Origin of the sequence: Aliiglaciecola sp., assembly GCF_039982535.1 — a bacterium.
Lineage (GTDB): Bacteria > Pseudomonadota > Gammaproteobacteria > Enterobacterales > Alteromonadaceae > Aliiglaciecola.
The window spans coordinates 77,557-100,347 of sequence record NZ_JBDWYG010000037.1 but is presented as its reverse complement, the minus strand read 5'-3'; the positions used below and the strand labels follow the sequence as shown (position 1 = coordinate 100,347).

Here is a 22,791-nt window from a genome sequence, read left to right as displayed (position 1 = left end):
ATTCTGACTTGTTCAGAATGCCGAATTTCGTTAGGTAGCCCAGCATCATAACATTATGTGGATGCTAGAAAAACCAAATACATTAAGTAACTTTCACCCAGCTGAACCCAAGTAGGGTAATTACAATGCGACCTTAGAAAAGGATTTGTATTTAGGTTATTCGCTACTTAACTCAGTTTCAGGCAAGTCATAATGGGGGAGTTGTTTGTTTGGCTTTGACTTATTTTGTTGAACAATAAAGTGCTCCATCCAGCGCATCAATCGCATGCTGTAGTCTAATTTTGCAGGTGCTAACGCCAACCCATGGGCTTCATTAGGGTACAAAACAAGCCTTACTGGGGCATTCGCATTCGACTTAAAATAGCGATAAAGTTCTTTTGATTGACTCGGTGAAACTCTTGTATCTTCACTACCGTGTAATAGCAAAAGAGGCGTTGTTGCATTTTTAGTATGATAAATTGGACTGCGCTCTAAATACCATGTCCAGTCTTCCCAAGGTGCAACTAACGCGTGTAGTTTAAGCATTTCTGTTGGAATGTCCGTAGTACCAAATTTTGAAATTTGATTGGATACACCCATTCCCGAAACACTAGCGGCAAAATAATCATGCTGCTTGGTTGCTGCCCAAGCAGCAGCGTAGCCACCGTAAGATGTGCCTGTTATGCCTACGCGCAAAGGATCAACATCGTACTCTTCGATTAAAAAGTTGCGAGCATCTAATAGGTCGTCAAATTCAGCTCCAGCATAGTCTCTTTGACCCAACTTAGTAAAAGCAACGCCTTTTCCCGTTGACCCTCTGTAGTTAGGTAAAAAACTATAAAACCCTTTGCTTGCAGCATAAGCGACAGGGTAGGAGTAACTATTATTCCATCCCAAAGAAAAATGCGCCTCTGGACCACCATGTACAAAAATAATGGCCGACGATGTCGGTCCAGAATCATCTAATGGAGCAACTAAAATCCCATCGATAATGGTGCCATCTCTACCTGTATAATAGACTTCAGTCTGTTTTGGCAACGCCCTATCTTTCAACCAAACATTCGAATTTGTCATTCTTTTATTGCTATGTTTGGTCTTAATAAATAGCTCGTTTGGGTGCTCTGGAGAGTCGGCTAAGTAGGCAATATTGTATCCTTTGCTATCAACACTTATGGCACTGATTTTACCTTCGTGTTTCACTCTTACTCTATATGCCTTCTTCAGATCTTCGATATCTTTGTTGGCAATAAAAGTGCTTAGATTTTGAGCCCCAATAAAACCTATAGTTGTTGGATTAAACCAATTAATTGCAGTGACGTGTCCTTCAAAGTTAGGCAGTATATTCACAGGGTTAGGAGATGATATTTGGCTTAACCAAAGCCGACCCTCTGCGGGGTCAGACTGATCTTCTGCGCCAATAAATGCATAGTGGCTTCCATCTGGAGAGACACTAATTTCGCCCACTTTACCACGATGGTGATTGGTAATCTGAATTTGACCACTTGGTTTCAATACTGAAATTGCACTCTCCATCACTACGTCATCAGCAAACGGACTAGGGGAGTGATGTAATAATATTTGTTCAGTTTGAGGGATCCATTTTGCACTCAGAACGTGACTTTGGTTGTAAAGTAACTGAGCATTTTTGTTTTGATTGAGTAAACTCACTCGCCACAAAGAAGCGTTTTTAGCAGACTCACCAAATACGTTTGCGTTGAATCCTGCTTTGCTTAACTGCTTTTGCTGTTTCTCTTCAGACGGGTACCCCCAGACAAGTGCCACATCATTATTTTGGTTTATATCAAACCCTTTAATATCGGTTTCACCGGCATAAACTTTTACAGGCTCATCGTCACCTATTGCAATACTGTATAAGGATACGGTCTTATCGTCTTGCATTTTTCCTAAGAAATATAAAGCGTCACTATCTTTATTCCACTTTACATGACCTAATTGTCTGCCACCTGATATTACAGGTGAGATTCTTCCTCTTTTAGAAACGACATAAAGCTCTCTTAAACTGACTAAATCAATGCCATCATAGCTGTCATCTGGCAAATTTAAAGTGATCGCCGTCAAACGCCCATCGGGGGAAAACGCCACAGTCTTCACTTTACGTATCTGGTTTAAGTCTTCTAATGACAACGGGCTTTTTGCGCTTACAGGGAAAGCGCAAGATAAAATAACAAACAAAAAAACCAACTGTTTCAAATTCACTCCATGACTACTTTAAGTTTTAGGCTTAAAACTAAGCGCTAAAAACGTTAACTATGTTAACAGGTTGTTAATCTGGTTAACATTGTAGAAGTTGAAACTGGAGTTTGTAAATTAAAAATACATAGTATTTTGTTATAGGGATATATTCGTAAACCCTATACGACAGGGATTAAGTCGCTAATTTGTGGCGAAATTGAGTCAGTGTGGAGGTTAAAAGTCTTTGTATTTTTTCTTTAGTGAATCGCGGATGTTGTGAAGGTAGTAGTCAAGTTCTTGTTTAGCTTCTTCGTAAGCATTGTTATATTCAACCGAATCAGGGTTATCACGAAGTAACTTAAACGCAGAATCCGTTTTATTTAAAAGCATAGTGAGTTGCCGATTGCTGACATCCATTTTGTCTTAATTCCAATCCTCTATTACTAACTGTCTATATATTGGCTAATGAAACAGCGTAAAGCAAATATAATCGATAGTTTACATTTCCCCAATATTAGAATGCTTTTAGCACCGCTAAAGCCACTATGGCAAATAACACCAACACTGGAGCTTCATTTAAAAACCGATAAAAACGAGATGAGTGAGGGATAATATCTTTGGCAAATTTTTTCAACTGTAAATAGAGATACCCATGATATCCATAAATGAATATGACTAAGGTCAATTTAACGTGTATCCACATTGATGCCGCAAACCAAGCTCTACCATGCATATAAATTAAAATAACGCCAAAAATCAGAGTTAGCACCGCAAAAGGGGTAACAAAAAACCATAGTCTTCGTTCCATGATCTTAAATTGATCGCGTACGTCTTGGTTGTTAGTTTGTGCATGATATACGAATAACCTAGGTAAATAGAAAATCCCAGCCATCCAAGCAATCATAAAAAAAATGTGTAACGCTTTTATCCAAAAAAATAACATCTTATGCCTTCTTAAACTTGTTAGAACTTTTCCTGATGTAAATATGTACGCAGGCTGTTCCAGGTAATTACTCCGACAATACTCGAGGGGGTAGTCTCGTATACATATACTGCGCCATCTCGATTAACTTGCAATATTTCGTAAACTTCGGCCAACGTCGATTGACTTGGAACGCCTTCCATATCGAAGTACGCTAATGGAGCACTATTGTGGTTTAAACTTAATTCGTATTGTACCAATGAATACTGCACATCAATTTCGAACGAAGATCGCAGCACCACTGGATGATTAGGAGAGGTGTCTAAGAACTCCATTATGTGCTTGTCTGGTGCATCGATAAATAATTTATATTCAGTGTCCATTACTGCCAATACACCGGTTTTCTGTAACGCTTCTCTGATGGGAGAAATACTATATGGTAACTTTTGATATTCTAACTGACGGATAAATATTGAACGGTTTCCGAATAGTTGCGTAGAGGTTACATAAGCAGGCACAATGACCAACATCGCGGGTAATATGATATCTGCATTGTAAGCCAATTCCATAATCGAAGATAAGGCTGCAAGTGGTGCGTGCAGAACAGCGGTTAACATGCCAGCGATACCAAGTAACGCAAAGCTATTATTGTAATCAATATTTTCTGATAAAACGAAGCCCAATGGAATGGCAAATACTGCACCAGCAAGCATGCCAATCACATAAACTGGACCAATCAGCCCGCCAGGGACACCTAGGCCAATGGCCACCAATGCGAGTATAAATTTGGCGACTAAAATAGCCACTAGCATGCTTGTGGTTTCACCGCTTACAAAGGAGTGGGTAGTGTCTAAACTTGCGCTTAGGGACTCAGGCAAAAAATAGCCAAATATTGCTGTGATAACCGCTGCTATCAAGATCCGCCATATCATTTTGACAGGTCTAAACAGGCGAATTACGTTCATCAGTTGGTTATTGAATACAGTGGCCAGACAGCCTAGAGAAATTCCCAGAATAATTAAATAGGGGTAATGCCAGTGGTTAATATATTGAAAAGATAAAAAAGATAACTCGTGAACTTGCCCAAATACCACCCGGGTCATCAGTGAACCGCATGCTGCGGCTAACATTACCGGTATAAACAAATGGATACGGTATTCTCTTAATACTACCTCCATTACAAAAATAACGGCGGCAAAAGGTGTGTTAAAAGATGCGGAAATTCCAGCAGCGATACCGCAACCGGATAAAATACGAATACTATTGTAGGGTAGTTTCAAGCCGTGTCCGATAAAACTACTGCCAGCGGCGCCTAAGTGCACAGAAGGACCTTCTCGACCAACAACAAACCCACTGGCTAAAGCAATCATGCCGCCGAAAAATTGATTAATGGTTGTGCGAAAGGGGATATGTCCGTAGCGCTGCTTGAGTCGATGGATTACAAAGGGGATGCCCATTCGGTAGTGTTTAAAGCCAGTTAAAAAGGCAAATAAGATTATTAGCAGCGCACCGCCAATGGGTAAAGCAAAGCGTAGGTAAGGATTTAGATCAGAGAAACGGTTTAATTCGTCTAAAAAACTTAACTGTAACCATTCAACACAAAGCCGAAATAAAATGATTAATGACGCAGCACTCATCCCGCCCACTATGCCCAATATACATAGTTGAATTGATGTGCGAGGATTCGCTAATTCCTGTCTGAAAGATTTTAATGTCATTATGTGTTGGGCTTATACTTTCAATGGGTAATAATGGTGTTCGGTATTCATTTTAAGATGCACCCTTAGGCCAAAATTAGCTTACCACAAGTGCTTGTAAACAATGATAAAATTATTTTAGGAAATTTACCTTTTGATACCAGATGAAATTCGTAAAACTTGGAGCGCATTTAAATTTTATTCAGTTTTGCTGATCTTATTTATTTGTACCGCTTATTTTGCATTTACCTATGGCAATACTCACTTCGAGAGTCAAAATGCAAAAATTAGTACCCTTGAACACACAATTGAGAACCTATCACTGGATAATCAACGTTTAAATAAGCAGTTAAACATTCTTGGCGTGGAGTTAGAGGTACAAAGGCTTGCAGTGAAAAAATCTCAACTTACCCTTGAGCAGGGGTTGGCAAAAGAAGCAAAACTAAAAGAGGAAATTAAATTTTATCAAAGAGTCATGGCTCCAGAATTGGAACAAGATGGTTTTGTGATTGAAGCTTTCGAGGTTAAGAAATCAATAAGTGAGCGAGCTTACTGGTTTGAATTGGTGTTGATGCAACAAAACAAAATTAAAAATGTGGTAAAAGGCTCCATTGACGTCACAATTATTGGTAGTGAAGACGGCGAACCTAAGCAATATAATTTGTCTGATCTGGTCACTAAAGAGTCTTCTAAATTGAGCTATAGCTTTAAGTATTTTCAAACCATTCAAGGCGAGCTTATTCTACCTAAGAATTTTTCAGCTGAGAAAGTGTTAGTAAAAACCCAGGTTTTTCAATTTAAGCGAAAGCGTGGCGAGTTAGAAAAAACCTTTGACTGGAACATTGAAAAAGCACAAAGCAGCACAGAATAGTTGATTAGATTAGTCAGGTATTAGATAATTAACCCATAGATAGGGTATTTCCCCTGTTAGTAAAGGTAGAGGTAATATATGTCGGTAGAAATGGCGGTGCCAATTGAATTTTCTGAAGCCGCTTCCGCAAAGGTTCGTACATTAATAGAAGAGGAAGAGAATCCTAATCTTAAATTACGAGTCTATGTAACTGGAGGAGGTTGCTCTGGCTTTCAATACGGTTTTACATTTGATGAAAAAGTAAATGAAGGCGATATGACTATCGATAAAAACGAAGTCACATTGGTTGTCGATCCCATGAGTTTACAGTATTTGGTAGGCGGAACTGTAGATTACGTTGAAGGCCTTGAAGGTTCACGCTTTTTAGTGAACAACCCTAATGCAACAACGACTTGCGGCTGTGGTTCTTCATTTAGCGTTTAATCCCAAAGCAAATTAAATTAACAAGCCAGCATTAAGCTGGCTTTTTTGTGTGCACAAAGAAACTATCTAACCTAGAACTTAAGTGCGTCGCAGGAAATGAGTCATTAAGCATATTTATATGGGGATGTTGGGCTGCTGCAGGTTTTAGGTTTTCATTTTTGCCGATGGCCATAAACCTTTTCAGTCAATTCCGTTTCAATTCTTTCTCAATATCCACTCTATAAAGCACAGAGCAAACCTTAGTCTTCTTATTCTTCGCGGGCTCTCATCTTATTCATTTCATTAAAACTTTTTAAAATAGATTGTTAGGTGAAAAGTTTAAGCTAACTATGAAATTTTTTTATCTAAAATTAGTTCTAAATACACTGTTCTGTTTTACAAATATCAATTCGATGTTGATTAATTTGTGTTAAAAACAATAACTTACTTTTTATTGAGTTGTTTAGCTTAGTGTGAGCTAAAATTTAGGTTACGAAGCATCTTTGTTGTTTGAGCCAAAAGGTGACTTGATATTCATTTTAGAAGTCGGAGAGTTAGATATGTCAAAAAGCAAGTGTCCAGTTATGCATGGTGGGGCAACAGAGAGCAATATGTCAGTGATGGAGTGGTGGCCTAAAGCCCTAAACCTAGATATTTTACATCAGCATGACTCTAAAACGAATCCTTTAGGGGAGGAGTTTGATTATAGGGAAGCCGTTAAAACCCTCGATGTTGAAGCCCTTAAAAAAGATATGCATGCATTAATGACTGACAGTCAAGCATGGTGGCCCGCAGACTGGGGACACTATGGTGGTTTAATGATAAGAATGACATGGCATGCGGCAGGAACATATCGAATCGCCGATGGTCGCGGTGGCGCAGCTACTGGTAATCAGCGTTTTGCACCATTAAATTCATGGCCCGACAATGCTAATTTAGATAAAGCTCGCCGCTTACTGTGGCCGATTAAGAAAAAATATGGCAACAAACTAAGCTGGGCTGACCTAATTGCCTATGCAGGTACTATCGCTTATGAATCTATGGGATTAAAAACCTTTGGTTTCGGTTTTGGCCGCGAAGATATTTGGCATCCAGAGAAAGACATTTATTGGGGAGCTGAAAAAGAATGGTTAGCGCCTAGTGGAAGTGAAGGTTCTCGTTACTCGGGGGAACGAGATCTAGAAAATCCTTTAGCTGCCGTAATGATGGGATTAATTTATGTTAACCCTGAGGGAGTTGATGGTAATCCTGATCCATTGAAAACAGCTCATGATATGCGCGTTACCTTTGAGCGCATGGCAATGAACGATGAAGAAACCGTTGCCCTAACTGCCGGTGGGCATACTGTCGGTAAAACCCATGGCAATGGCGATGCTGCAATCTTAGAAGCGGATCCTGAAGGCGCTGGTTTTGAAGAGCAAGGCTTTGGCTGGATGAATAATACCAAGCGCGGCATTGGTAGAAATACAGTAACGAGTGGTATTGAAGGGGCTTGGACTACTCATCCAACGAAATGGGATAATGGCTTTTTCAAGTTGTTACTGAATCACGATTGGGAGCTGAAAAAAAGCCCAGCAGGTGCTTGGCAGTGGGAGCCTATTGATATTGCAGAAGAAGATAAGCCAGTTGATGTTGAAGACTTGACCACTCGTTTAAATCCAATCATGACAGATGCTGATATGGCGTTGAAAATGGATCCTGCGTATCGTGAAATTTCAGAAAAATTCAGTAAGGATCAAGCCTACTTTTCAGAAGTATTTGCCCGTGCTTGGTTTAAATTGACCCACCGTGATTTAGGGCCTAAAACGCGTTACATTGGTCCGGACGTTCCCAAGGAAGACTTACTTTGGCAAGATCCTACCCCTGCAGGTTCAACTGATTATGATGTTGATACGGTAAAAGCAAAAATCCTTGAAAGTGATTTAAGTGTTAGCGATATGGTGTCTACTGCTTGGGATAGTGCCAGAACCTACCGAGATTCAGATAAACGTGGTGGTGCTAATGGCGCTAGGATTCGACTTTCTCCGTTTAGAGATTGGCAAGGAAATGAGCCTACACGGTTAGCAAGTGTACTTAGTGTGTTAGAAGGTATCGCGGCTGAAACAAGTGCCAGCGTTGCTGATGTCATTGTTCTTGCTGGTAATATTGGCGTTGAGCAGGCAGCTAAAGCCGCCGGTTATGATGTCGAGGTACCATTTTCGCCAGGCCGTGGTGATGCAACCTTAGAAATGACAGATGTTGACTCTTTTGACGTGCTAGAGCCGTTACATGATGGCTTTCGTAATTTCTTAAAAGCAGATTATGTAGTTACCCCTGAAGAGTTACTGCTCGATCGTGCTCAACTACTAGGTTTAACTGCACCTGAAATGACAGTGTTAGTTGGCGGTATGCGAGTAATGGGTACAAACTTTAATGGCACTAAGCACGGTGTGTTTACTGACAATGAAGGTGCCCTAAGCAATGACTTTTTTGTTAACTTGACCGACATGAATTATGCGTGGAAGCCGAGTGGTAAAAATACATATGACATCTGTGATCGTCAAACCAATGCTGTGAAGTGGACAGCAACAAGAGCTGATTTAGTCTTTGGCTCAAATTCGATTTTACGTTCTTATGCAGAGGTTTATGGGCAAGATGATAGCAAAGAGAAGTTTGTGAAAGATTTCATTAGCGCATGGACGAAAGTTATGAATGCCGACCGTTTTGATATTTTAAGTTAGTATTTAATTTTTATTGTTAAGCCCCAATGCTTTTGCATCGGGGCTTTTTTTGTTCCTCAAAGCTGGCAAAGCACTTAGATTAAACGAAACTTGAAGTGTCTTTTTTAGAACTTTTATTGTCTACGAAACGTAAAAGCGTAATTAGATGAAAATAAACTGAGTTAAAACAGTGGTTGTTGATTTCGTACATATTTCGAAACGATTTATAATTGGTAGTATCTTTTTCAAAGTAGTAACGTTAGCGCCAATGGACAAGGAGGTAAAATGTCAAACCTGCTAACTAAAATTCGACGCCAACCGGCGTGGATAGCGTTGTTTATTTTCATACTTTTATGCTTGTGGATTGCCTCAGGGCACCTTTCTGCTCAGCAGGATGAAGGCAAAAAAGCAGTGCGTGAAGAATCGCTTACTAAAGTAAAGGTAGATACCCTATATGCCGAGCATGTTAACCGAGAAGTTAGCATTTATGGACGTACAGAACCTGATCGTATAGCAACACTGCGTTCTGAAGTTAAAGGTCAGGTAGTGGACATTTACGTTCAGGAGGGGCAAGCAGTCAAACAAGGGCAAAAGATTTTGCGCATGGATGGAAATGATCTGAATGCCTTGTTGCGATCAGCAAAATCGATTCTTAAACAGCGTGAAATTGAATTAGGTGCTGCCCAATCTTTGGGAAAAAAGGGTTTTCAATCACAATCAGCTTTAGCCCAAGCTGAAGCCAATGTTGAGCTAGCAAAAGCTGAAATAGAACGCTTAGAATTAGCTATCACCAAAACAACCATAGTTGCGCCTTTTGATGGTGTACTAAACAGCCGTGAAGTGGAAATTGGCGATTTACTTAGAGACGGCGATACCATTGCGACTGTAGTAGATTTAGACCCTCTCATTATTTCCGCCGATGTAACAGAAAACTGGATTCAAAAGATTTACCTTGGGCAAGCAGCAAATGGCCGATTGACCACTGGGCAAACCCTTACTGGCAAAATTCGATATATCTCCAGTATTTCAAACCAAGGCACCAACACCTTTAACCTGGAAGTGGCAGTGGCTAACCCCGAAGGGGCGTTGTTGGCTGGAATGAGTACTGAATTAAACATTCCCTTGCAACAAGAGCGTGCAATTAAAATTACTCCTGCGGTAATGGCCTTGGATGAAGAAGGTAACCTAGGTGTCAAAATAGTTGAAGGTGACATCGTTAAGTTTGTGCCCATTGATATTGTAAAAAGCGATAGTCAAGGGGTTTGGTTATCAGGGTTAGGCGAACAAGCGCGCATTATTACTCGCGGGCAAGGATTTGTCCGTGATGGTGATAAAGTTGAAATTGTCGATGACATAACATCTGAAAAGTAGCAGTACTATTTTCCCATGAAAAATATCATAACGGCTTCAATCGACCATACGCGCACTGTATTAATGATCTTTGTATTGTTATTAGTTTCTGGTGCAGTCACTTATTTAAATATTCCTAAAGAATCGAATCCGGATGTACCGATTCCATTTATTTACGTTTCTATCGTCCATGATGGTATCGCCCCTGAAGATGCTGAACGCATGCTTGTTAAGCCGATGGAAAGAGAGTTGCGCTCCATTGATGGCCTAAAAGAAATGAAAGCCACCGCTGGCGAGGGATTTGCCAGTATAACCATGGAGTTTGTTGCTGGTTTTGACTCCAAAGAAGCCCTAGCGGACGTTCGTGACAAAGTCACTGTCGCACGGGCTAAATTACCCGATGAGACTGAAGAGCCAACGATTCATGAAATTACCATGGCGGGTCAACAAGCCGTGTTAACCGTGGTGCTATCTGGTCCAGTGTCGGAAAGAGCGTTAATTACTACGGCTCGTGAATTACAAAATGGACTCGAAGGCATATCTGAGGTGCTCGAGGTCGACATCGGTGGTGATCGCGAAGATCTAGTCGAGATTATTGTCGATCCCTTGTTATTAGAGTCTTACGGCCTTGACCAAACTGAAATCTTAACGCTCTTATCGCGTAATAATCGCTTGGTTCCTGCAGGGACTATGGATACCGGTGTGGGCAGTTTTGCAGTGAAAGTTCCTTCTGTATTCGAAAGTGTTAAGGATGTATTAGAGCAACCCATCAAAGTGGATGGTGACAGAGTAATTACCTTTGAGGATGTGGCTCAGGTGCGCCGTTCCTATAAGGATCCGTCGGGATTCGCACGCTTAAATTCCCACCCTTCAGTTTCAGTGGAAGTCAAAAAGCGCCCCGGTGAGAACTTGCTGATTACCGTAGAAAAGGTAAAAGCCTTTGTTGAGCAAGCTCAAAACTCTTCAGTTTGGCCTAACAGCGTGTCGGTAACCTACACAGGTGACCAGTCAATTAATATTAATATGATGCTGGGTGATTTACAGAATAATGTCACCAGTGCCATCGTTTTAGTGGCGATTGTCATCGTTGCTATATTGGGAGTGCGCACCGCCATCCTTGTTGGCGTATCTATTCCGGGTTCATTTCTCACCGGTATTTTAGTCATTTCTTTGTTCGGTTATACCTTGAATATGGTTGTGCTCTTTTCGTTGATTATGGCCGTGGGCATGTTAGTGGATGGTGCCATAGTTGTAACCGAATATGCCGATAGGTGTATGAGTGAAGGTCAGGATAAAAAAACGGCTTATAAAAGTGCTGCACTACGCATGGCTTGGCCGATAATCGCCTCTACAGCCACTACGTTGGCCGCATTTGCGCCCTTAATGTTTTGGCCGGGCATCATGGGTGAGTTTATGAAGTACTTACCTTTTACTTTGATTGCTGTTTTAACCGCGTCATTGCTAATGGCGTTGGTATTTGTTCCTACTTTAGGAGCAGCTTTTGGTAAACCAAGATACATCAGTAGCAAAACTAGACAGCAACTTGAGCAAGCAGAAAATGGTGACATTAGTACCCTCGAAGGTTACACCGGTCGTTACATCCGTTTCCTTTCAGTAGCTATCGCTCATCCCCTAAAAAGCGTATTAATTGCGGTTGTCTTTGCGGTAATCACTTTTATTCTTTATGCATCATCGGGTTTAGGTGTGGAGTTTTTCCCCAAGGCGGATAGCCAAGGCGTGAATATCACAGTGCGTTCCATTGGCGATTATTCGGTTTACGAAAAAGACAGTATTATCAAAGAAGTGGAAGCAAAATTAATTGATATGCCAGAAATCGAAACCTTGTACTCACGCTCAGGTGGACAAGATCAAATTGGTACCCTTAGGTTGAACTTAGTGGATTGGCATTTGCGAGTACATTCTGATGAGGTATTGAAAGAAGTTCAAAACCGCATTGGCAATATGGCTGGACTTGATATGGAAGTTGCTCCCGATCAAGAAGGGCCACAATCAGGTAAAGATTTACAAATCGAAATTTCCTCTCGGTTCCCTGAGTTACTCAATGATGCGGCAGTCAAAATTCGCAAAGCCCTAGATGCAAATGATAAATTTACGTCCATTGGCGACACCACTGCAAAACCTGGTATTGAGTGGCAATTAAAGGTAAATAGAAGTGATGCTGCGCGATTTGGGGCGGATGCAACCTTGGTGGGAAATACGGTGCAATTTGTGACGACAGGTTTACGAATTGGTGAGTATCGACCCGATGACGTCGACGATGAATTAGATATTCGTGTCAGGTTTCCCCGCACTGACAGATACATTGGAAAGCTCGATGAATTAAGACTCAAAACGGCAAATGGTCTAGTTCCCATCAGTAATTTTGTTGAGCGCACAGCGCGCCTGAAAACCGACTTAATACGCCACGTTGATAGTAAACGAGTACTGCGGGTTGAAGCCAATATGGTACCGGGTGAATTATTAAGTATTGCCCTGCCTGAACTGCGAGAGCAGTTACCTACACTGAATTTAGATCCTAGAGTAGAGATAACCATTAAAGGTCAAAATGAGCAACAAGATGAATCTCAAGCCTTTTTGATGAACGCTTTTTTGATAGCTTTGTTTGTAATGGCTATTATCCTGGTAACTCAGTTTAATAGTTTCTATCAGGCGTTTTTAATTTTAAGCGCAGTTATATTTTCAATTGTTGGTGTAGTGCTGGGCCTGCTCATATTCCAAAAACCTTTTGGCATTGTAATGTCTGGTGTGGGGGTTATCGCGCTGGCTGGTATAGTGGTGAATAATAATATTGTACTTATTGATACTTACAATATATTGAAAAGCGAAGGGCTGAAATCCACTGAAGCTATATTGCGAACAGGGGCACAACGTTTAAGACCAGTAATGATGACGACAGTAACAACTATCTTAGGTTTATTACCTATGGTGGTAGGAGTTAATATCGACTTTATTGGCCGTAATGTTGATATTGGTGGGCCTTCTACCGAATACTGGTCTCAGTTGGCTACTGCTGTTGCTGGTGGATTGGCTTTTGCTACTGTACTTACTTTAGTGTTGACTCCATGCATGTTGGCGTTTAAAGATAATCTTCGTTTATCTTCTAACAAACCCCAGAATTAAATTCGAAAAAGTTATCTTGAGTCGGCGGAGTATTGTTCTTTAGAGCAGGTAAAGTGAGGTGTAACACCTCACTTTTACAGTAGGTTTGAGCTAAAATTCTCTTAGTTTAATTTAGACTGGTTTCTTTCTTTGAGTTCACTGTCGAAAACGTCAGGAAAAACCACAATTCCTTCTTCATCTGGATTTGGGAATACCGCAATATTGACCCCATCTCCCTCTAATCCTCTGGTCCAGCGTTCAAACCAGTCTGACAAGGTAATTGCTTTAGGTGTGCAATCGGCCCAATCTCCGGTAGCCCAATATTTAGCAAACTCTTCTGATGGCCAAACGGGTACACAGTCTTCATCTTCACTATTTAACATGACGCAACCGTGCTCGTCAGTGAGGATCCAAATTTTTTGGTTAATCGTTGCCTGAGTTAATAGATAGGCATGGCGTTTTTCTGGGGACATTTGAATAACATCGTGAAATTGCGAAGGCATAAATATTTCCTTTTTTAAGGCAGAAGTTAGCTACAAGAAAAATTCAAATTGATGATAAATAATTAAAACAGGTCAAACAGAATCAATGGATTAAGTAGCATTATGAATATGCAAAGACTTATATCACTAAAACCCATAGTGATACTAGTATTTAGGCTTGGAATTATGCACCTATATGCGCGGCTATTATTAGGCTATGAGGTGGGGTTGGGGGGTAATCAAGCGGTGTGATGCAAGTTAATTGGTTAAAGCTTTAATATGGTAGTTATTTTTAAATTAGTTTATTGATAGTAAGCGCTAACTACTGGATGGCTTTGAGGGATTATTTTCGTTTATGTTTTTGTCCTGCTCCCCAACCTATTATACCGGCTCCAATAATCGCACCTATCCAAGCAAACGGCATTATTTGCGGGTTGAGCTCTTTAGCAAATACGATTGTGAGCATTGACGATGCACATAACAGCCAGCCAAATAACTCTATTTTATTGAAATATTTAGTGACGAAGTTGGGTTTGTTGTCTGGTGGTTGGGTCATCTGAGTTACTTAGTTAGGACAAATAGAAGTTGAGAGAGGGAATATGCCATATTTTCCCCCTTAGAATAACACTTTTGAGTAGATTAATTTTAGGCAACGCAGCAATTATTGCGGCCTAATTCTTTCGCTTGATACATTGCACGATCTGCACGACCAAGCCATTCGAAGGCGGTTTCATGGGGAGCATATTTAGCGGTCCCAACCGATATAGTGATGTTATGCTTTGCTAACCAGCCTTCATTTTCAATGGAAAAACGGAATTCTTCGGCTAATTTTATGGCTTCTTTTAGGGGCGTGTTGTCGGCAATAATGACGAACTCTTCTCCGCCAAAACGATATAGTTTGTCGGTCGAACGAATACGCTTTTCGATGGTCTCTACAAATACCCTTAAAATGTCATCACCTTTAGCATGACCATAAGCGTCATTAACCTTTTTAAAGTTATCTAAATCCATCAATATTAACGATACAGGCAAACTTTGCTCTCTTCTTTGAAAAGCAATGACCTCCAGCAATTTTTGCTCCATAGCTCGTCTGTTACCAGCACCTGTTAAAGGATCGCATGTCGCCAATTCTGTTAATTGTTGCTGCTGTTTACGCATTCTATCTGAAAATGCATAGCTAAATAGCAATGTCGCTGTGGCAGTAACATAGAATTCTAAGGCTAAAAATATAGTAAGTTGCTCGCGTAGCACATATCCAATGGAGAGTAGAATCAAGATACTGTAAATAGCTGCCATGTTGGCGGGTAATAAGAAAAACACCGCAGTGAGAGCCGGAAAAATCCACATCAATTGACTGATACCTTTGAGCAAGACAGTCACAAAAACAACAAACATGGATACAAAGGCGAGGATGCGGCCAGGTAATTGGGTTTTATGGGTTCGATAGACATAAACAAAAAGAGAGCCCAAAGCGAGAACCGCAAATAAATCTAAGCAAGCGACTGCCCAATCTGACTCCATGATTCGATAGATGGCAAAGGGCAGTACGCCGATGGAACTTGCGCCGCTAAGTGTCAGAATAATGCTTTCTTCAGCACTACGCTTTTTAATGGGGGCCGAATGCGTAATCATAATTTATTGCATCCTCCGTAATGCTTAACCCATTTAATGATTCTTTGCTTAAATTTAACACAGCATAACAAAGTATCAGACGACTACTTATGATTATTTACACTAAATTAGATAACTTTAATAACTATCTATAAGGGGAATGGTGCATATATGAGCAATTAAATACGCCATTAATAACCTTTACTCCATTCCACTAGATTCTGGAGCTTTTGCTTGGTTAAAAATAAATGCAAATTTTGTAGAAAAACATTAGAAATTTCCTGCGGTTTAGAGACTGCAGCAGTATGCTGAGTGATATACAGGTTGTCTAGCTGCCAAAATGGATGTTCTTTTGGCAATGGCTCTTCAGTAAATACATCTAGAACCGCAGCCTGTATCTGATTTTGCGTAAGGGCATTATACAAAGCATTTTCATCAATAACTTGCCCTCTGCCGGCGTTAATTAATATGCACTGGGGATTAAGTGAAGTTAAGCACTCCTGGTTGATTATATTTTCAGTTTTGTTGGTATGGGGCAGCAATACAACTAAGTAATCCAAGCGATGGGCAAAGGTTTTTAGATGTTTAAGTGAATAAAATTCATCAACACAATCAAGACTACGAGGGGTTTGAGCGATTCCAAAGACCTCCATTCCGAAGTGCTTTGCCGTTTTGGCAACTTCTATTCCAATCGAGCCCATTCCAAGAATGCCAATGGTTTTGCCCTGTAACGGAGTACAGTTTGGTTGAAACCAATTCTGCTGTGATTGCAATTCTTTAAAGGTTTGAATTTTTCGCGAAAAATACAACAAATAACTAAAAACATATTCTCGCATTTGCGAACCAAAAACATTTTTTATACCGGTTAATTCAAAGGTTTGCGGGGCTTTATCGATAAAAGGTTTAATGCCAGCCCAAGTCGACTGAACCCATTGTACATTCGGACAATAGGGAAGTGCAGCGATACTTAGTTCAGGTTCGCCTAATATAATGTCAACCCTGTGACCATTGGCAATTAAGGCGGGGTCTTTTGGACAAATTTGCAGGTTAAGATCGGTTATTTTGGCCAGTTCAATTTGTTCTACATAATCCATTGCGTCTCGGCTACAGATCAATATATCAGTCATTTTGTCGTCCTATAGTAAACTTAACTTTCCTATTTATATACAATTTACTCAAAATTATATTTGGAGTTGTGTTTATTTTGCCTTATAAAATTACTTATTATTCGTCCAATGGAAATAAATAACAGCTTGGTACGCTGTTAGATAAAAGGTAATCTTATGAATAGTGAACAACAAGCAAAACAAGCCAAATTACTTTCTCCAAGACGCAATACCAGTGAAGCAGTCAGTATTGATGAACTTGCCAATGAACAATTAGCGCATTTTGGTATAAAGCCTAATTCAGACTATGGTAAAGCATTGTTTGCCGTCGCCAAACATCTTTACTTAGCGCAAGTTGATGTCAATAATCTTTGGACCATAACCAATGAGACCTTAGACGGTTTAAGCAAAGAAGATAAGTTAGCCTATTTTAATGCTAAAAAGTTTCTTTCATTTCAAATAGCTAAAATACTCGATACTCTACAAAACCCTTTTAGGGCGACTTATCAGAGCATGACTCAGCAATCTGGCTCGCAAGTTTCTAAAAGCCACTATCCATTGTTCGATAATATTCCGGCACTATTTTCAGCCACGCCGGTAATCGTTCGTACTGCGACTTATGTTTATGCTTGTACAGAATGGGTGGATGATGCTTTTCACGGCAAAGAGTTTACCCATCAAATATATTCAAGGTTACTCAATCCTACCAATATATCATTAGCTAATGCCATCGTTGATTTAGAAGCGGGTCCGTATTCAACAGATTATTTAGCGTGGAATTTCAACTCTGGTATGGCAGCTATAGACGCACTGCTTTCCAATGTCCTTTCCCATTCGGATATTTTAATTGTTTCACGCAACGTTTACGGCGGGGTTTATCAACTGCTACATGACTATTTTGCCCGTGAAAATAGACTGGATATTCAGCTTGAGTGGTTTGATGGTTATAGTGCAGAAGACTTTTCTATGTTTATTGAGCAGGTGAAATGTAAACATAAGCTCAGACTAGAAAGCCATAATTTACACGTTTATTTGGAGTCACCCTGTAACCCCCATGGCCTGATACTAGATGTCGCTGGCATATGTGAAATAGCTCATCAAAATAATCATTTAGTAATGTTAGATGCAACCTTGGCGACGCCCATTTTACACCAACCCCTGCAACAAAAAGACAAAAGTAAACGACCCGATTATGTGGTGCACAGTTATACCAAAGATATATGTGGCACAGGAGCAACTACCGCGGGAGTTGTGATTGGCGAAGGCTATCGCATGTTTCAACCCAAAGGTAGTAGCGTTGATGGATTTGACTGGTCTCAGACGATGTTTTGGGACGTGTATTATATTAAAGGTGCGTTTCTAGATTCGGAAAAAGCCTTTGATGTATTAAGTGGTATGAAAACCTTAGAGCAAAGAATCATGAATAAGGTGATCAATACTCAAGTGTTCAGTCAGTTTTTAGCCGCTCACCCGTTATTTAATGTCAATAGCCATGCATTGCCGGATCATCCCAATGCTGCATTACGTGAAGAGCAAATGCGACACGGTTGGCCATGTGCACTATTCACTATTGATCTTGAAAAAGCAGGCTTGAGTAGAGAAGTATTTGTACGCTTCTTCGATGCTCTGGAGCCGGCTTTTAGTCATCAGGTAAGTATTGGCCAAAACAACACTATTATTCTGTGTCCAGCATTGACCTCTCATTCGGAGTTATCTGCAAAGGAGCAGAAAAAAGGAGGTATTCATCCCACAACCATGCGCATTGCCATGGGAACCGATAATGTAAAAGCGCTGATTGCGCATATGATAAATAGTGCCAAATTACACATAGATCCTAGTGTGGCTAATTTTAGTCAGCAATTTATGAGCGCAGATAAAATCGATGAATTGTATATGCAAATAACAACTAAAGTGTGCCAACAACACTACGCTTCAGGGCCTAAAATGCAGGCGTTGATTGATCAATAATGGCAGTTAGGGAGAGGTATGGTTAACGGTAGCTTTACCTTTTCCTATGTAAAATTAGGCAAGGTTTGACTGACTTGGTGTTCGTATACCAGAGCGGTTTCCACATGACTCACCTCTTGTCTTGCGGTAATCGCGTTAAATATGAAGTCTCTAAGGTGAATGGAGTCTGCAACTGTGACATGCACAAAAAAATCATTTTCTCCTCCCATATGAAATACATTTAACACTTCAGGCATTGGGAGCAGAGATTTCTGGAAGTTATCCACTGTAGCGCGGTTATGATCTTTCAAACGCACCGAAATCATTGCTTGAATATGTCCACCAAGGGCATTTAAGTTAACTTGCATATTCATGGTTTCGATAATGCCATCTGACTGTAACTTTTTAATCCTTTCCAAACTTGAAGACGGTGCTAATTTTACTTTCATGGCGATGTCTTTATTGGTTAAACTAGGATCCGCATACATGGCAGCCAAAATGTCTAAGTCTATTTTATCTAAAGTTCGTTTTGGGTTTTTCACGTTATATCTGCAACTTAGTTGAGAGTGGTTAATGGGCAGGAAAATAGCCGCCTAAAACAGCAGGGCGACTAGCGCCGGTAACCGAAGGCAAATTCCCTGGCATATCTTGATTGAAGGCATAGGCTAGCCAAGCAAACGCCACGGCCTCAACACTATCTGCGGAGATGCCTAAATCGTCTGTTGTATATAGATCAGTTTCAACTAATTCGTTTTCTATACACTCCATTAAGAAGTCATTCCTTGCACCACCGCCACAAACGAAGACTTCTTCAACGCCTTGAATTTGATTAACTTGTTGTGCAATAGAACAAGCTGTCAGCATGGCAAGGGTGGCTTGTACACATTCACTGGAAACATTTTTAGCGTAGTCAGCAAGGTGTTGCTCTAACCACTGCAAGTGGAATAATTCTCTGCCGGTACTTTTCGGTGCCGGTAAAGTAAAAAATGGTTCATTAAGTAATTTTCGCAAAAGTTGTGCGTCGTGACTTCCTTTTGCTGCCCAAGCTCCATTAGCATCATAGGCCTGATTCAGGTGTTTTTTACACCATGCATCCATTAACGTATTGCCAGGTCCGGTATCAAATCCCACTACAGGTTGCGTAGCATCATTTGGAATATGGGTAATATTCGCAATGCCACCAATATTAAGAATGACCCTTGAATGATGAGAGTGACGAAATACGGCTTGATGAAATGCTGGAGTTAAAGGCGCACCTTGGCCGCCTAGCGCAATGTCTTTGCGTCTAAAGTCAGCAATAACATCGATACCTGTTAATACGGCTATACTATTTGGATCGCCGATTTGTAGAGTAAAACCATGATTACCACTGGGATGATGTCGAATGGTTTGTCCGTGGGAACCAATGGCTGCGATTTTGGAGGCTGGTATTTCGTTTTTTAACAAAATATCATTGACTGCATGGGCGAAAACTTCTGCCACTTCGCGGTCTGCGTGTCCCATAGCTACTATTTCATTGGTAGCACTGGCGCACAATGAGTTTAATGTGCGCACCAACTCAGGAGGATAGTCATAGGTTTGGCAATCTATGATAGTGGGTTTAATTTTAGAAAAGTCTACTAGCGCTACATCAACACCATCCATACTGGTGCCAGACATCAAGCCTACATAAAGGTTTGACATAATGCTCCTAATCCTAACGGTTCATTGCAAGCATAATTCGTTTTGTGTTGTTTAGTTGACTCACTCGTTTTTCTGCAATCTTTGCAAATTGCGCCGCTTCCGATTTTGCGATTGGCTGCGCTTTAGGTAAGGTAACAGTGCGCGGGTTCCTATGTACTCCATCCACCAAAAATTCATAATGTAAATGTGGGCCTGAAGCTAGTCCAGTTGAACCTACATAACCAATTACCTGTCCTTGTTTCACTGTTTGCCCTTTTTTTACGGCTCGTTTGGTGAAGTGCAAGTATTTGGTCACATATTTTTCACCGTGCTGAATAAACACGTGATTGCCATTGTATTTGTCATAGGTTGAACGAATTACTTTACCGTCACCTGCGGCAATGACAGGCGTTCCTTTGTTAGCAGCATAATCAACACCTCTATGCGCTTTCCAGCGTTTCTGAACTGGATGGAAACGTCGTTTCTTAAAACTTGAACTTATGTATTTAAAATTGACGGGGGCACGCAAAAAACTCTTGCGCATGCTTCGTCCTTCAGGAGTGTAGTAGTTACCATCGTCATATAATATGGCAGTGAACGCTTCACCCTGATTGATAAATTCTGCAGCAACTATTTTTCCGCTTTCAACATATTCGCCGTCGACAAAATGTTCTTCGAATACCACGTTAAAGCTATCACCTTCACGCAAGCCTAAAGCGAAGTCGATATCCCAACCAAAAATACCCGCTAAACTCATAATATGTTTTTCAGATAAGTTGGCTTTTACTGCAGCATTCCAAAAGTTATTTTTTATTTCACCCTGGGCATAATTTAAACGTGTGTCCAGCTGTTTAGTATCAATGCTACTTGCAAAACTATTGGTTTCTTGACGTTTAATATTTAAGGTTTGCGTAGAAGAAAGCTCGTAGCTTAAAGATTCAAGTTTTCCTTGATCGTCGATTAATAATTGCAAACTTTGACCGGGGCGCATTTTCAGTAGTCTTTTCGCGTCTTTGCCTGCATTACTTACATAATAGGTTTCTTGAGGCGTGAGTTTAGCGCGTTTAAAGATTTTCGCTAGGGTGTCGCCTTTAGTCACTTTAAATGTTTGCCATTGCAAAGGCTCATCATCTAAAGCTTGTGCTAATTGTTTCGGGGTATTAATAGTAAGCGGCACGTCGTAGCGTTTGCCCACTTCTAAAATTTGACTGTTTTTGGATGCTTTAGCGGATTCAGTCGGAATGAATAACAAGAGTAAGAAGAATAACGCAAAGCCAGATAATAAGGCTTTGTGCTTGGTTGGTAAGCGTTTTAAAGTTCTTTGTACCACTGTAACGAATGTCTCTGATTAGTTAGCTAAGTTGAGAATATAACGATTTTAGTTACTTTTCTAGTTTGAGGTCAAAAAATAACCAGTTATATGAGCATGTTACAGGATACATGATTATATAAAAATATACAGAATTCCTTTCACTATCGACTCTGCATGGGTAAAATGCGCGGCTGATAAAAACTAATGTGTGAAAATTGAGGTAGCAAAATGACAAATTGGCAGGACGCAATTCGTGAGATTAAGCGCGGAGCGGACGAAATTTTGATCGAAGAAGAACTCATTGCCAAGTTAAAAGAGGGCAAACCTCTAAAAATTAAAGCTGGCTTTGATCCTACTGCACCTGATTTGCATCTAGGTCACACCGTCTTAATCAATAAACTTCGAACGTTTCAGGAGCTAGGTCATGAGATTATTTTCTTAATCGGTGATTTTACCGGCATGATCGGTGATCCAACTGGTAAGAATGTAACCAGAAAGCCACTGAGTCGAGAAGATATTATCGCCAACGCGGAAACCTATAAAGAGCAAGTGTTTAAAATTCTCGACCCTGAGAAAACCACTGTAAGGTTTAATTCAGAGTGGATGGATAATTTAGGCGCAGCGGGTTTAATTAAGCTGGCCGCAAGACAAACTGTCGCTCGCATGCTAGAAAGAGACGACTTTAAAAAGCGTTACAATAATGGCCAACCTATCGCAATTCATGAATTTTTGTACCCACTAGTACAAGGTTGGGATTCAGTGGCATTGCAATCTGATGTAGAGCTAGGTGGTACCGACCAGCGATTTAATTTGCTGATGGGACGCGAGCTACAAAAATCTGAAGGTCAGTCACAACAGACAGTATTAATGATGCCATTACTTGAAGGTTTGGATGGCGTACAAAAGATGTCGAAATCATTAGGGAATTATATTGGTATAACCGATACACCTAACGATATGTTTGGCAAAATCATGTCTATCTCCGATGAACTCATGTGGCGTTATTTTGATTTGCTAAGTTTTAGACCCCTTGGGGATATTGCACAATTGAAGGAGTCTGTTGAGGCTGGAGCTAATCCAAGAGATATAAAGATTGAGTTGGCCAAAGAAATTATAGCCCGCTTTCACTCTCAGGAAGCTGCCGAAGGAGCTCATCAAGACTTTATCCAACGTTTCCAAAAAAATGCCATTCCTGACGATATTCCCGAAGTTACTGTAGCTGGTGAAGGCGAAGGCATGCCCATCGCTAATCTATTAAAAGAAGCGAACTTAGTGGGCTCTACGTCTGAAGCTATGCGTATGATTAAACAAGGTGCTGTTAAAATTGATGGTAATAAAGTCGAAGATACGCGCTTATTAATCTCTCGCAGTAGCGAAGGGGTTTACCAGGTAGGTAAACGCAAATTTGCGAAAGTAACCGTAGATTAAATTTTAGCTA

Annotated in this window: 18 protein-coding genes; 7 read left to right on the top strand and 11 right to left on the bottom strand. The window is 40.5% G+C overall.

The features are described from left to right. Nucleotides 1-156: 156 nt before the first annotated feature. The 4 genes from ABJV04_RS09040 to ABJV04_RS09025 all read right to left on the bottom strand — a co-directional run bounded on the left by ABJV04_RS09040 (nt 157) and on the right by ABJV04_RS09025 (nt 4,812). A complete protein-coding gene (locus ABJV04_RS09040; RefSeq protein WP_348491196.1) occupies nt 157-2,190 on the bottom strand; it encodes a prolyl oligopeptidase family serine peptidase in 2,034 nt (677 codons plus the stop codon). A 216-nt stretch (nt 2,191-2,406) separates the two neighbouring features. Further along, the gene (locus ABJV04_RS09035; RefSeq protein WP_348491195.1) at nt 2,407-2,589 is read right to left on the bottom strand and encodes a hypothetical protein; all 183 of its coding nucleotides are present in this window, start codon (nt 2,587-2,589) and stop codon (nt 2,407-2,409) included. Between the two features lie 97 nt (nt 2,590-2,686). Continuing rightward, on the bottom strand, nt 2,687-3,115 hold the full coding sequence (locus ABJV04_RS09030) for a CopD family protein (RefSeq protein ID WP_348491194.1): 429 nt from the start codon (nt 3,113-3,115) through the stop codon (nt 2,687-2,689). Between the two features lie 20 nt (nt 3,116-3,135). After that, nucleotides 3,136-4,812, bottom strand: a complete 1,677-nt coding sequence (locus ABJV04_RS09025; protein WP_348491193.1) for a chloride channel protein — start codon at nt 4,810-4,812, stop codon at nt 3,136-3,138. Nucleotides 4,813-4,945: 133 nt separating this feature from the next. On the opposite strand from ABJV04_RS09025, the gene ABJV04_RS09020 reads away from it, so the two are divergent. The 5 genes from ABJV04_RS09020 (at nt 4,946) to ABJV04_RS09000 (ending at nt 13,254) form a co-directional block, all read left to right on the top strand. Beyond that, the gene (locus ABJV04_RS09020) at nt 4,946-5,662 is read left to right on the top strand and encodes a DUF6776 family protein (protein WP_348491192.1); all 717 of its coding nucleotides are present in this window, start codon (nt 4,946-4,948) and stop codon (nt 5,660-5,662) included. Nucleotides 5,663-5,740: 78 nt separating this feature from the next. Further along, nucleotides 5,741-6,085 carry an iron-sulfur cluster insertion protein ErpA gene (erpA, locus tag ABJV04_RS09015; protein ID WP_216049693.1) on the top strand — a complete coding sequence of 115 codons (345 nt, stop codon included), beginning with the start codon at nt 5,741-5,743 and terminating at the stop codon, nt 6,083-6,085. Nucleotides 6,086-6,624: 539 nt separating this feature from the next. Beyond that, nucleotides 6,625-8,784, top strand: coding sequence for a catalase/peroxidase HPI (katG, locus tag ABJV04_RS09010; RefSeq protein ID WP_348491191.1), 2,160 nt, complete (start codon nt 6,625-6,627; stop codon nt 8,782-8,784). 264 nt (nt 8,785-9,048) lie between these two features. Beyond that, on the top strand, nt 9,049-10,134 hold the full coding sequence (locus ABJV04_RS09005) for an efflux RND transporter periplasmic adaptor subunit (RefSeq protein ID WP_348491190.1): 1,086 nt from the start codon (nt 9,049-9,051) through the stop codon (nt 10,132-10,134). Between the two features lie 15 nt (nt 10,135-10,149). Then, nucleotides 10,150-13,254 carry an efflux RND transporter permease subunit gene (locus tag ABJV04_RS09000; RefSeq protein WP_348491189.1) on the top strand — a complete coding sequence of 1,035 codons (3,105 nt, stop codon included), beginning with the start codon at nt 10,150-10,152 and terminating at the stop codon, nt 13,252-13,254. A gap of 101 nt (nt 13,255-13,355) precedes the next feature. Here the strand turns inward: ABJV04_RS09000 and ABJV04_RS08995 are convergent, their stop codons facing one another. The 4 genes from ABJV04_RS08995 to ABJV04_RS08980 all read right to left on the bottom strand — a co-directional run bounded on the left by ABJV04_RS08995 (nt 13,356) and on the right by ABJV04_RS08980 (nt 16,453). Then, nucleotides 13,356-13,736 (bottom strand): DUF2750 domain-containing protein, encoded by a 381-nt coding sequence (locus ABJV04_RS08995; protein WP_348491188.1) that lies wholly within the window; start codon nt 13,734-13,736, stop codon nt 13,356-13,358. A 322-nt stretch (nt 13,737-14,058) separates the two neighbouring features. Continuing rightward, nucleotides 14,059-14,271, bottom strand: coding sequence for a hypothetical protein (locus ABJV04_RS08990; protein ID WP_348491187.1), 213 nt, complete (start codon nt 14,269-14,271; stop codon nt 14,059-14,061). An 89-nt stretch (nt 14,272-14,360) separates the two neighbouring features. After that, entirely contained in the window at nt 14,361-15,347 is a 987-nt protein-coding gene (locus tag ABJV04_RS08985) for a GGDEF domain-containing protein (RefSeq protein WP_348491186.1), read from the bottom strand. Between the two features lie 170 nt (nt 15,348-15,517). Next, entirely contained in the window at nt 15,518-16,453 is a 936-nt protein-coding gene (locus tag ABJV04_RS08980) for a D-2-hydroxyacid dehydrogenase (protein WP_348491185.1), read from the bottom strand. Between the two features lie 156 nt (nt 16,454-16,609). Between ABJV04_RS08980 and ABJV04_RS08975 the strand changes: the two genes are divergently transcribed. Further along, nucleotides 16,610-18,400: a PLP-dependent transferase gene (locus ABJV04_RS08975; protein WP_348491184.1), complete on the top strand. Its 1,791-nt coding sequence runs from the start codon at nt 16,610-16,612 to the stop codon at nt 18,398-18,400. A gap of 44 nt (nt 18,401-18,444) precedes the next feature. On the opposite strand, the gene ABJV04_RS08970 is transcribed toward ABJV04_RS08975, so the two are convergent. The 3 genes from ABJV04_RS08970 to ABJV04_RS08960 are packed head-to-tail and all read right to left on the bottom strand — an operon-like array spanning nt 18,445 to nt 21,371. Further along, nucleotides 18,445-18,921, bottom strand: coding sequence for an Lrp/AsnC family transcriptional regulator (locus ABJV04_RS08970; protein WP_348491183.1), 477 nt, complete (start codon nt 18,919-18,921; stop codon nt 18,445-18,447). 28 nt (nt 18,922-18,949) lie between these two features. Beyond that, nucleotides 18,950-20,062: an anhydro-N-acetylmuramic acid kinase gene (locus ABJV04_RS08965; RefSeq protein WP_348491182.1), complete on the bottom strand. Its 1,113-nt coding sequence runs from the start codon at nt 20,060-20,062 to the stop codon at nt 18,950-18,952. 13 nt (nt 20,063-20,075) lie between these two features. Further along, complete coding sequence (locus tag ABJV04_RS08960; RefSeq protein ID WP_348491181.1) at nt 20,076-21,371, bottom strand: peptidoglycan DD-metalloendopeptidase family protein; 1,296 nt, start codon at nt 21,369-21,371, stop codon at nt 20,076-20,078. 210 nt (nt 21,372-21,581) lie between these two features. Here ABJV04_RS08960 and tyrS point away from each other — a divergent pair, with 210 nt between their 5' ends. Continuing rightward, on the top strand, nt 21,582-22,781 hold the full coding sequence (gene tyrS / locus ABJV04_RS08955) for a tyrosine--tRNA ligase (RefSeq protein WP_348491180.1): 1,200 nt from the start codon (nt 21,582-21,584) through the stop codon (nt 22,779-22,781). Nucleotides 22,782-22,791 lie beyond the last annotated feature (10 nt).

What these genes read in the sequence shown, in the direction of transcription:
- ABJV04_RS09035 (WP_348491195.1), bottom strand. Translation starts at nt 2,589, where the DNA reads ATGGATGTCAGCAATCGGCAACTCACTATGCTTTTAAATAAAACGGAT.
- ABJV04_RS09030 (WP_348491194.1), bottom strand. Translation starts at nt 3,115, where the DNA reads ATGTTATTTTTTTGGATAAAAGCGTTACACATTTTTTTTATGATTGCT.
- ABJV04_RS09025 (WP_348491193.1), bottom strand. Translation starts at nt 4,812, where the DNA reads ATGACATTAAAATCTTTCAGACAGGAATTAGCGAATCCTCGCACATCA.
- erpA (WP_216049693.1), top strand. Translation starts at nt 5,741, where the DNA reads ATGTCGGTAGAAATGGCGGTGCCAATTGAATTTTCTGAAGCCGCTTCC.
- katG (WP_348491191.1), top strand. Translation starts at nt 6,625, where the DNA reads ATGTCAAAAAGCAAGTGTCCAGTTATGCATGGTGGGGCAACAGAGAGC.
- ABJV04_RS09005 (WP_348491190.1), top strand. Translation starts at nt 9,049, where the DNA reads ATGTCAAACCTGCTAACTAAAATTCGACGCCAACCGGCGTGGATAGCG.
- ABJV04_RS09000 (WP_348491189.1), top strand. Translation starts at nt 10,150, where the DNA reads ATGAAAAATATCATAACGGCTTCAATCGACCATACGCGCACTGTATTA.
- ABJV04_RS08995 (WP_348491188.1), bottom strand. Translation starts at nt 13,736, where the DNA reads ATGCCTTCGCAATTTCACGATGTTATTCAAATGTCCCCAGAAAAACGC.
- ABJV04_RS08990 (WP_348491187.1), bottom strand. Translation starts at nt 14,271, where the DNA reads ATGACCCAACCACCAGACAACAAACCCAACTTCGTCACTAAATATTTC.
- ABJV04_RS08985 (WP_348491186.1), bottom strand. Translation starts at nt 15,347, where the DNA reads ATGATTACGCATTCGGCCCCCATTAAAAAGCGTAGTGCTGAAGAAAGC.
- ABJV04_RS08980 (WP_348491185.1), bottom strand. Translation starts at nt 16,453, where the DNA reads ATGACTGATATATTGATCTGTAGCCGAGACGCAATGGATTATGTAGAA.
- ABJV04_RS08975 (WP_348491184.1), top strand. Translation starts at nt 16,610, where the DNA reads ATGAATAGTGAACAACAAGCAAAACAAGCCAAATTACTTTCTCCAAGA.
- ABJV04_RS08965 (WP_348491182.1), bottom strand. Translation starts at nt 20,062, where the DNA reads ATGTCAAACCTTTATGTAGGCTTGATGTCTGGCACCAGTATGGATGGT.
- tyrS (WP_348491180.1), top strand. Translation starts at nt 21,582, where the DNA reads ATGACAAATTGGCAGGACGCAATTCGTGAGATTAAGCGCGGAGCGGAC.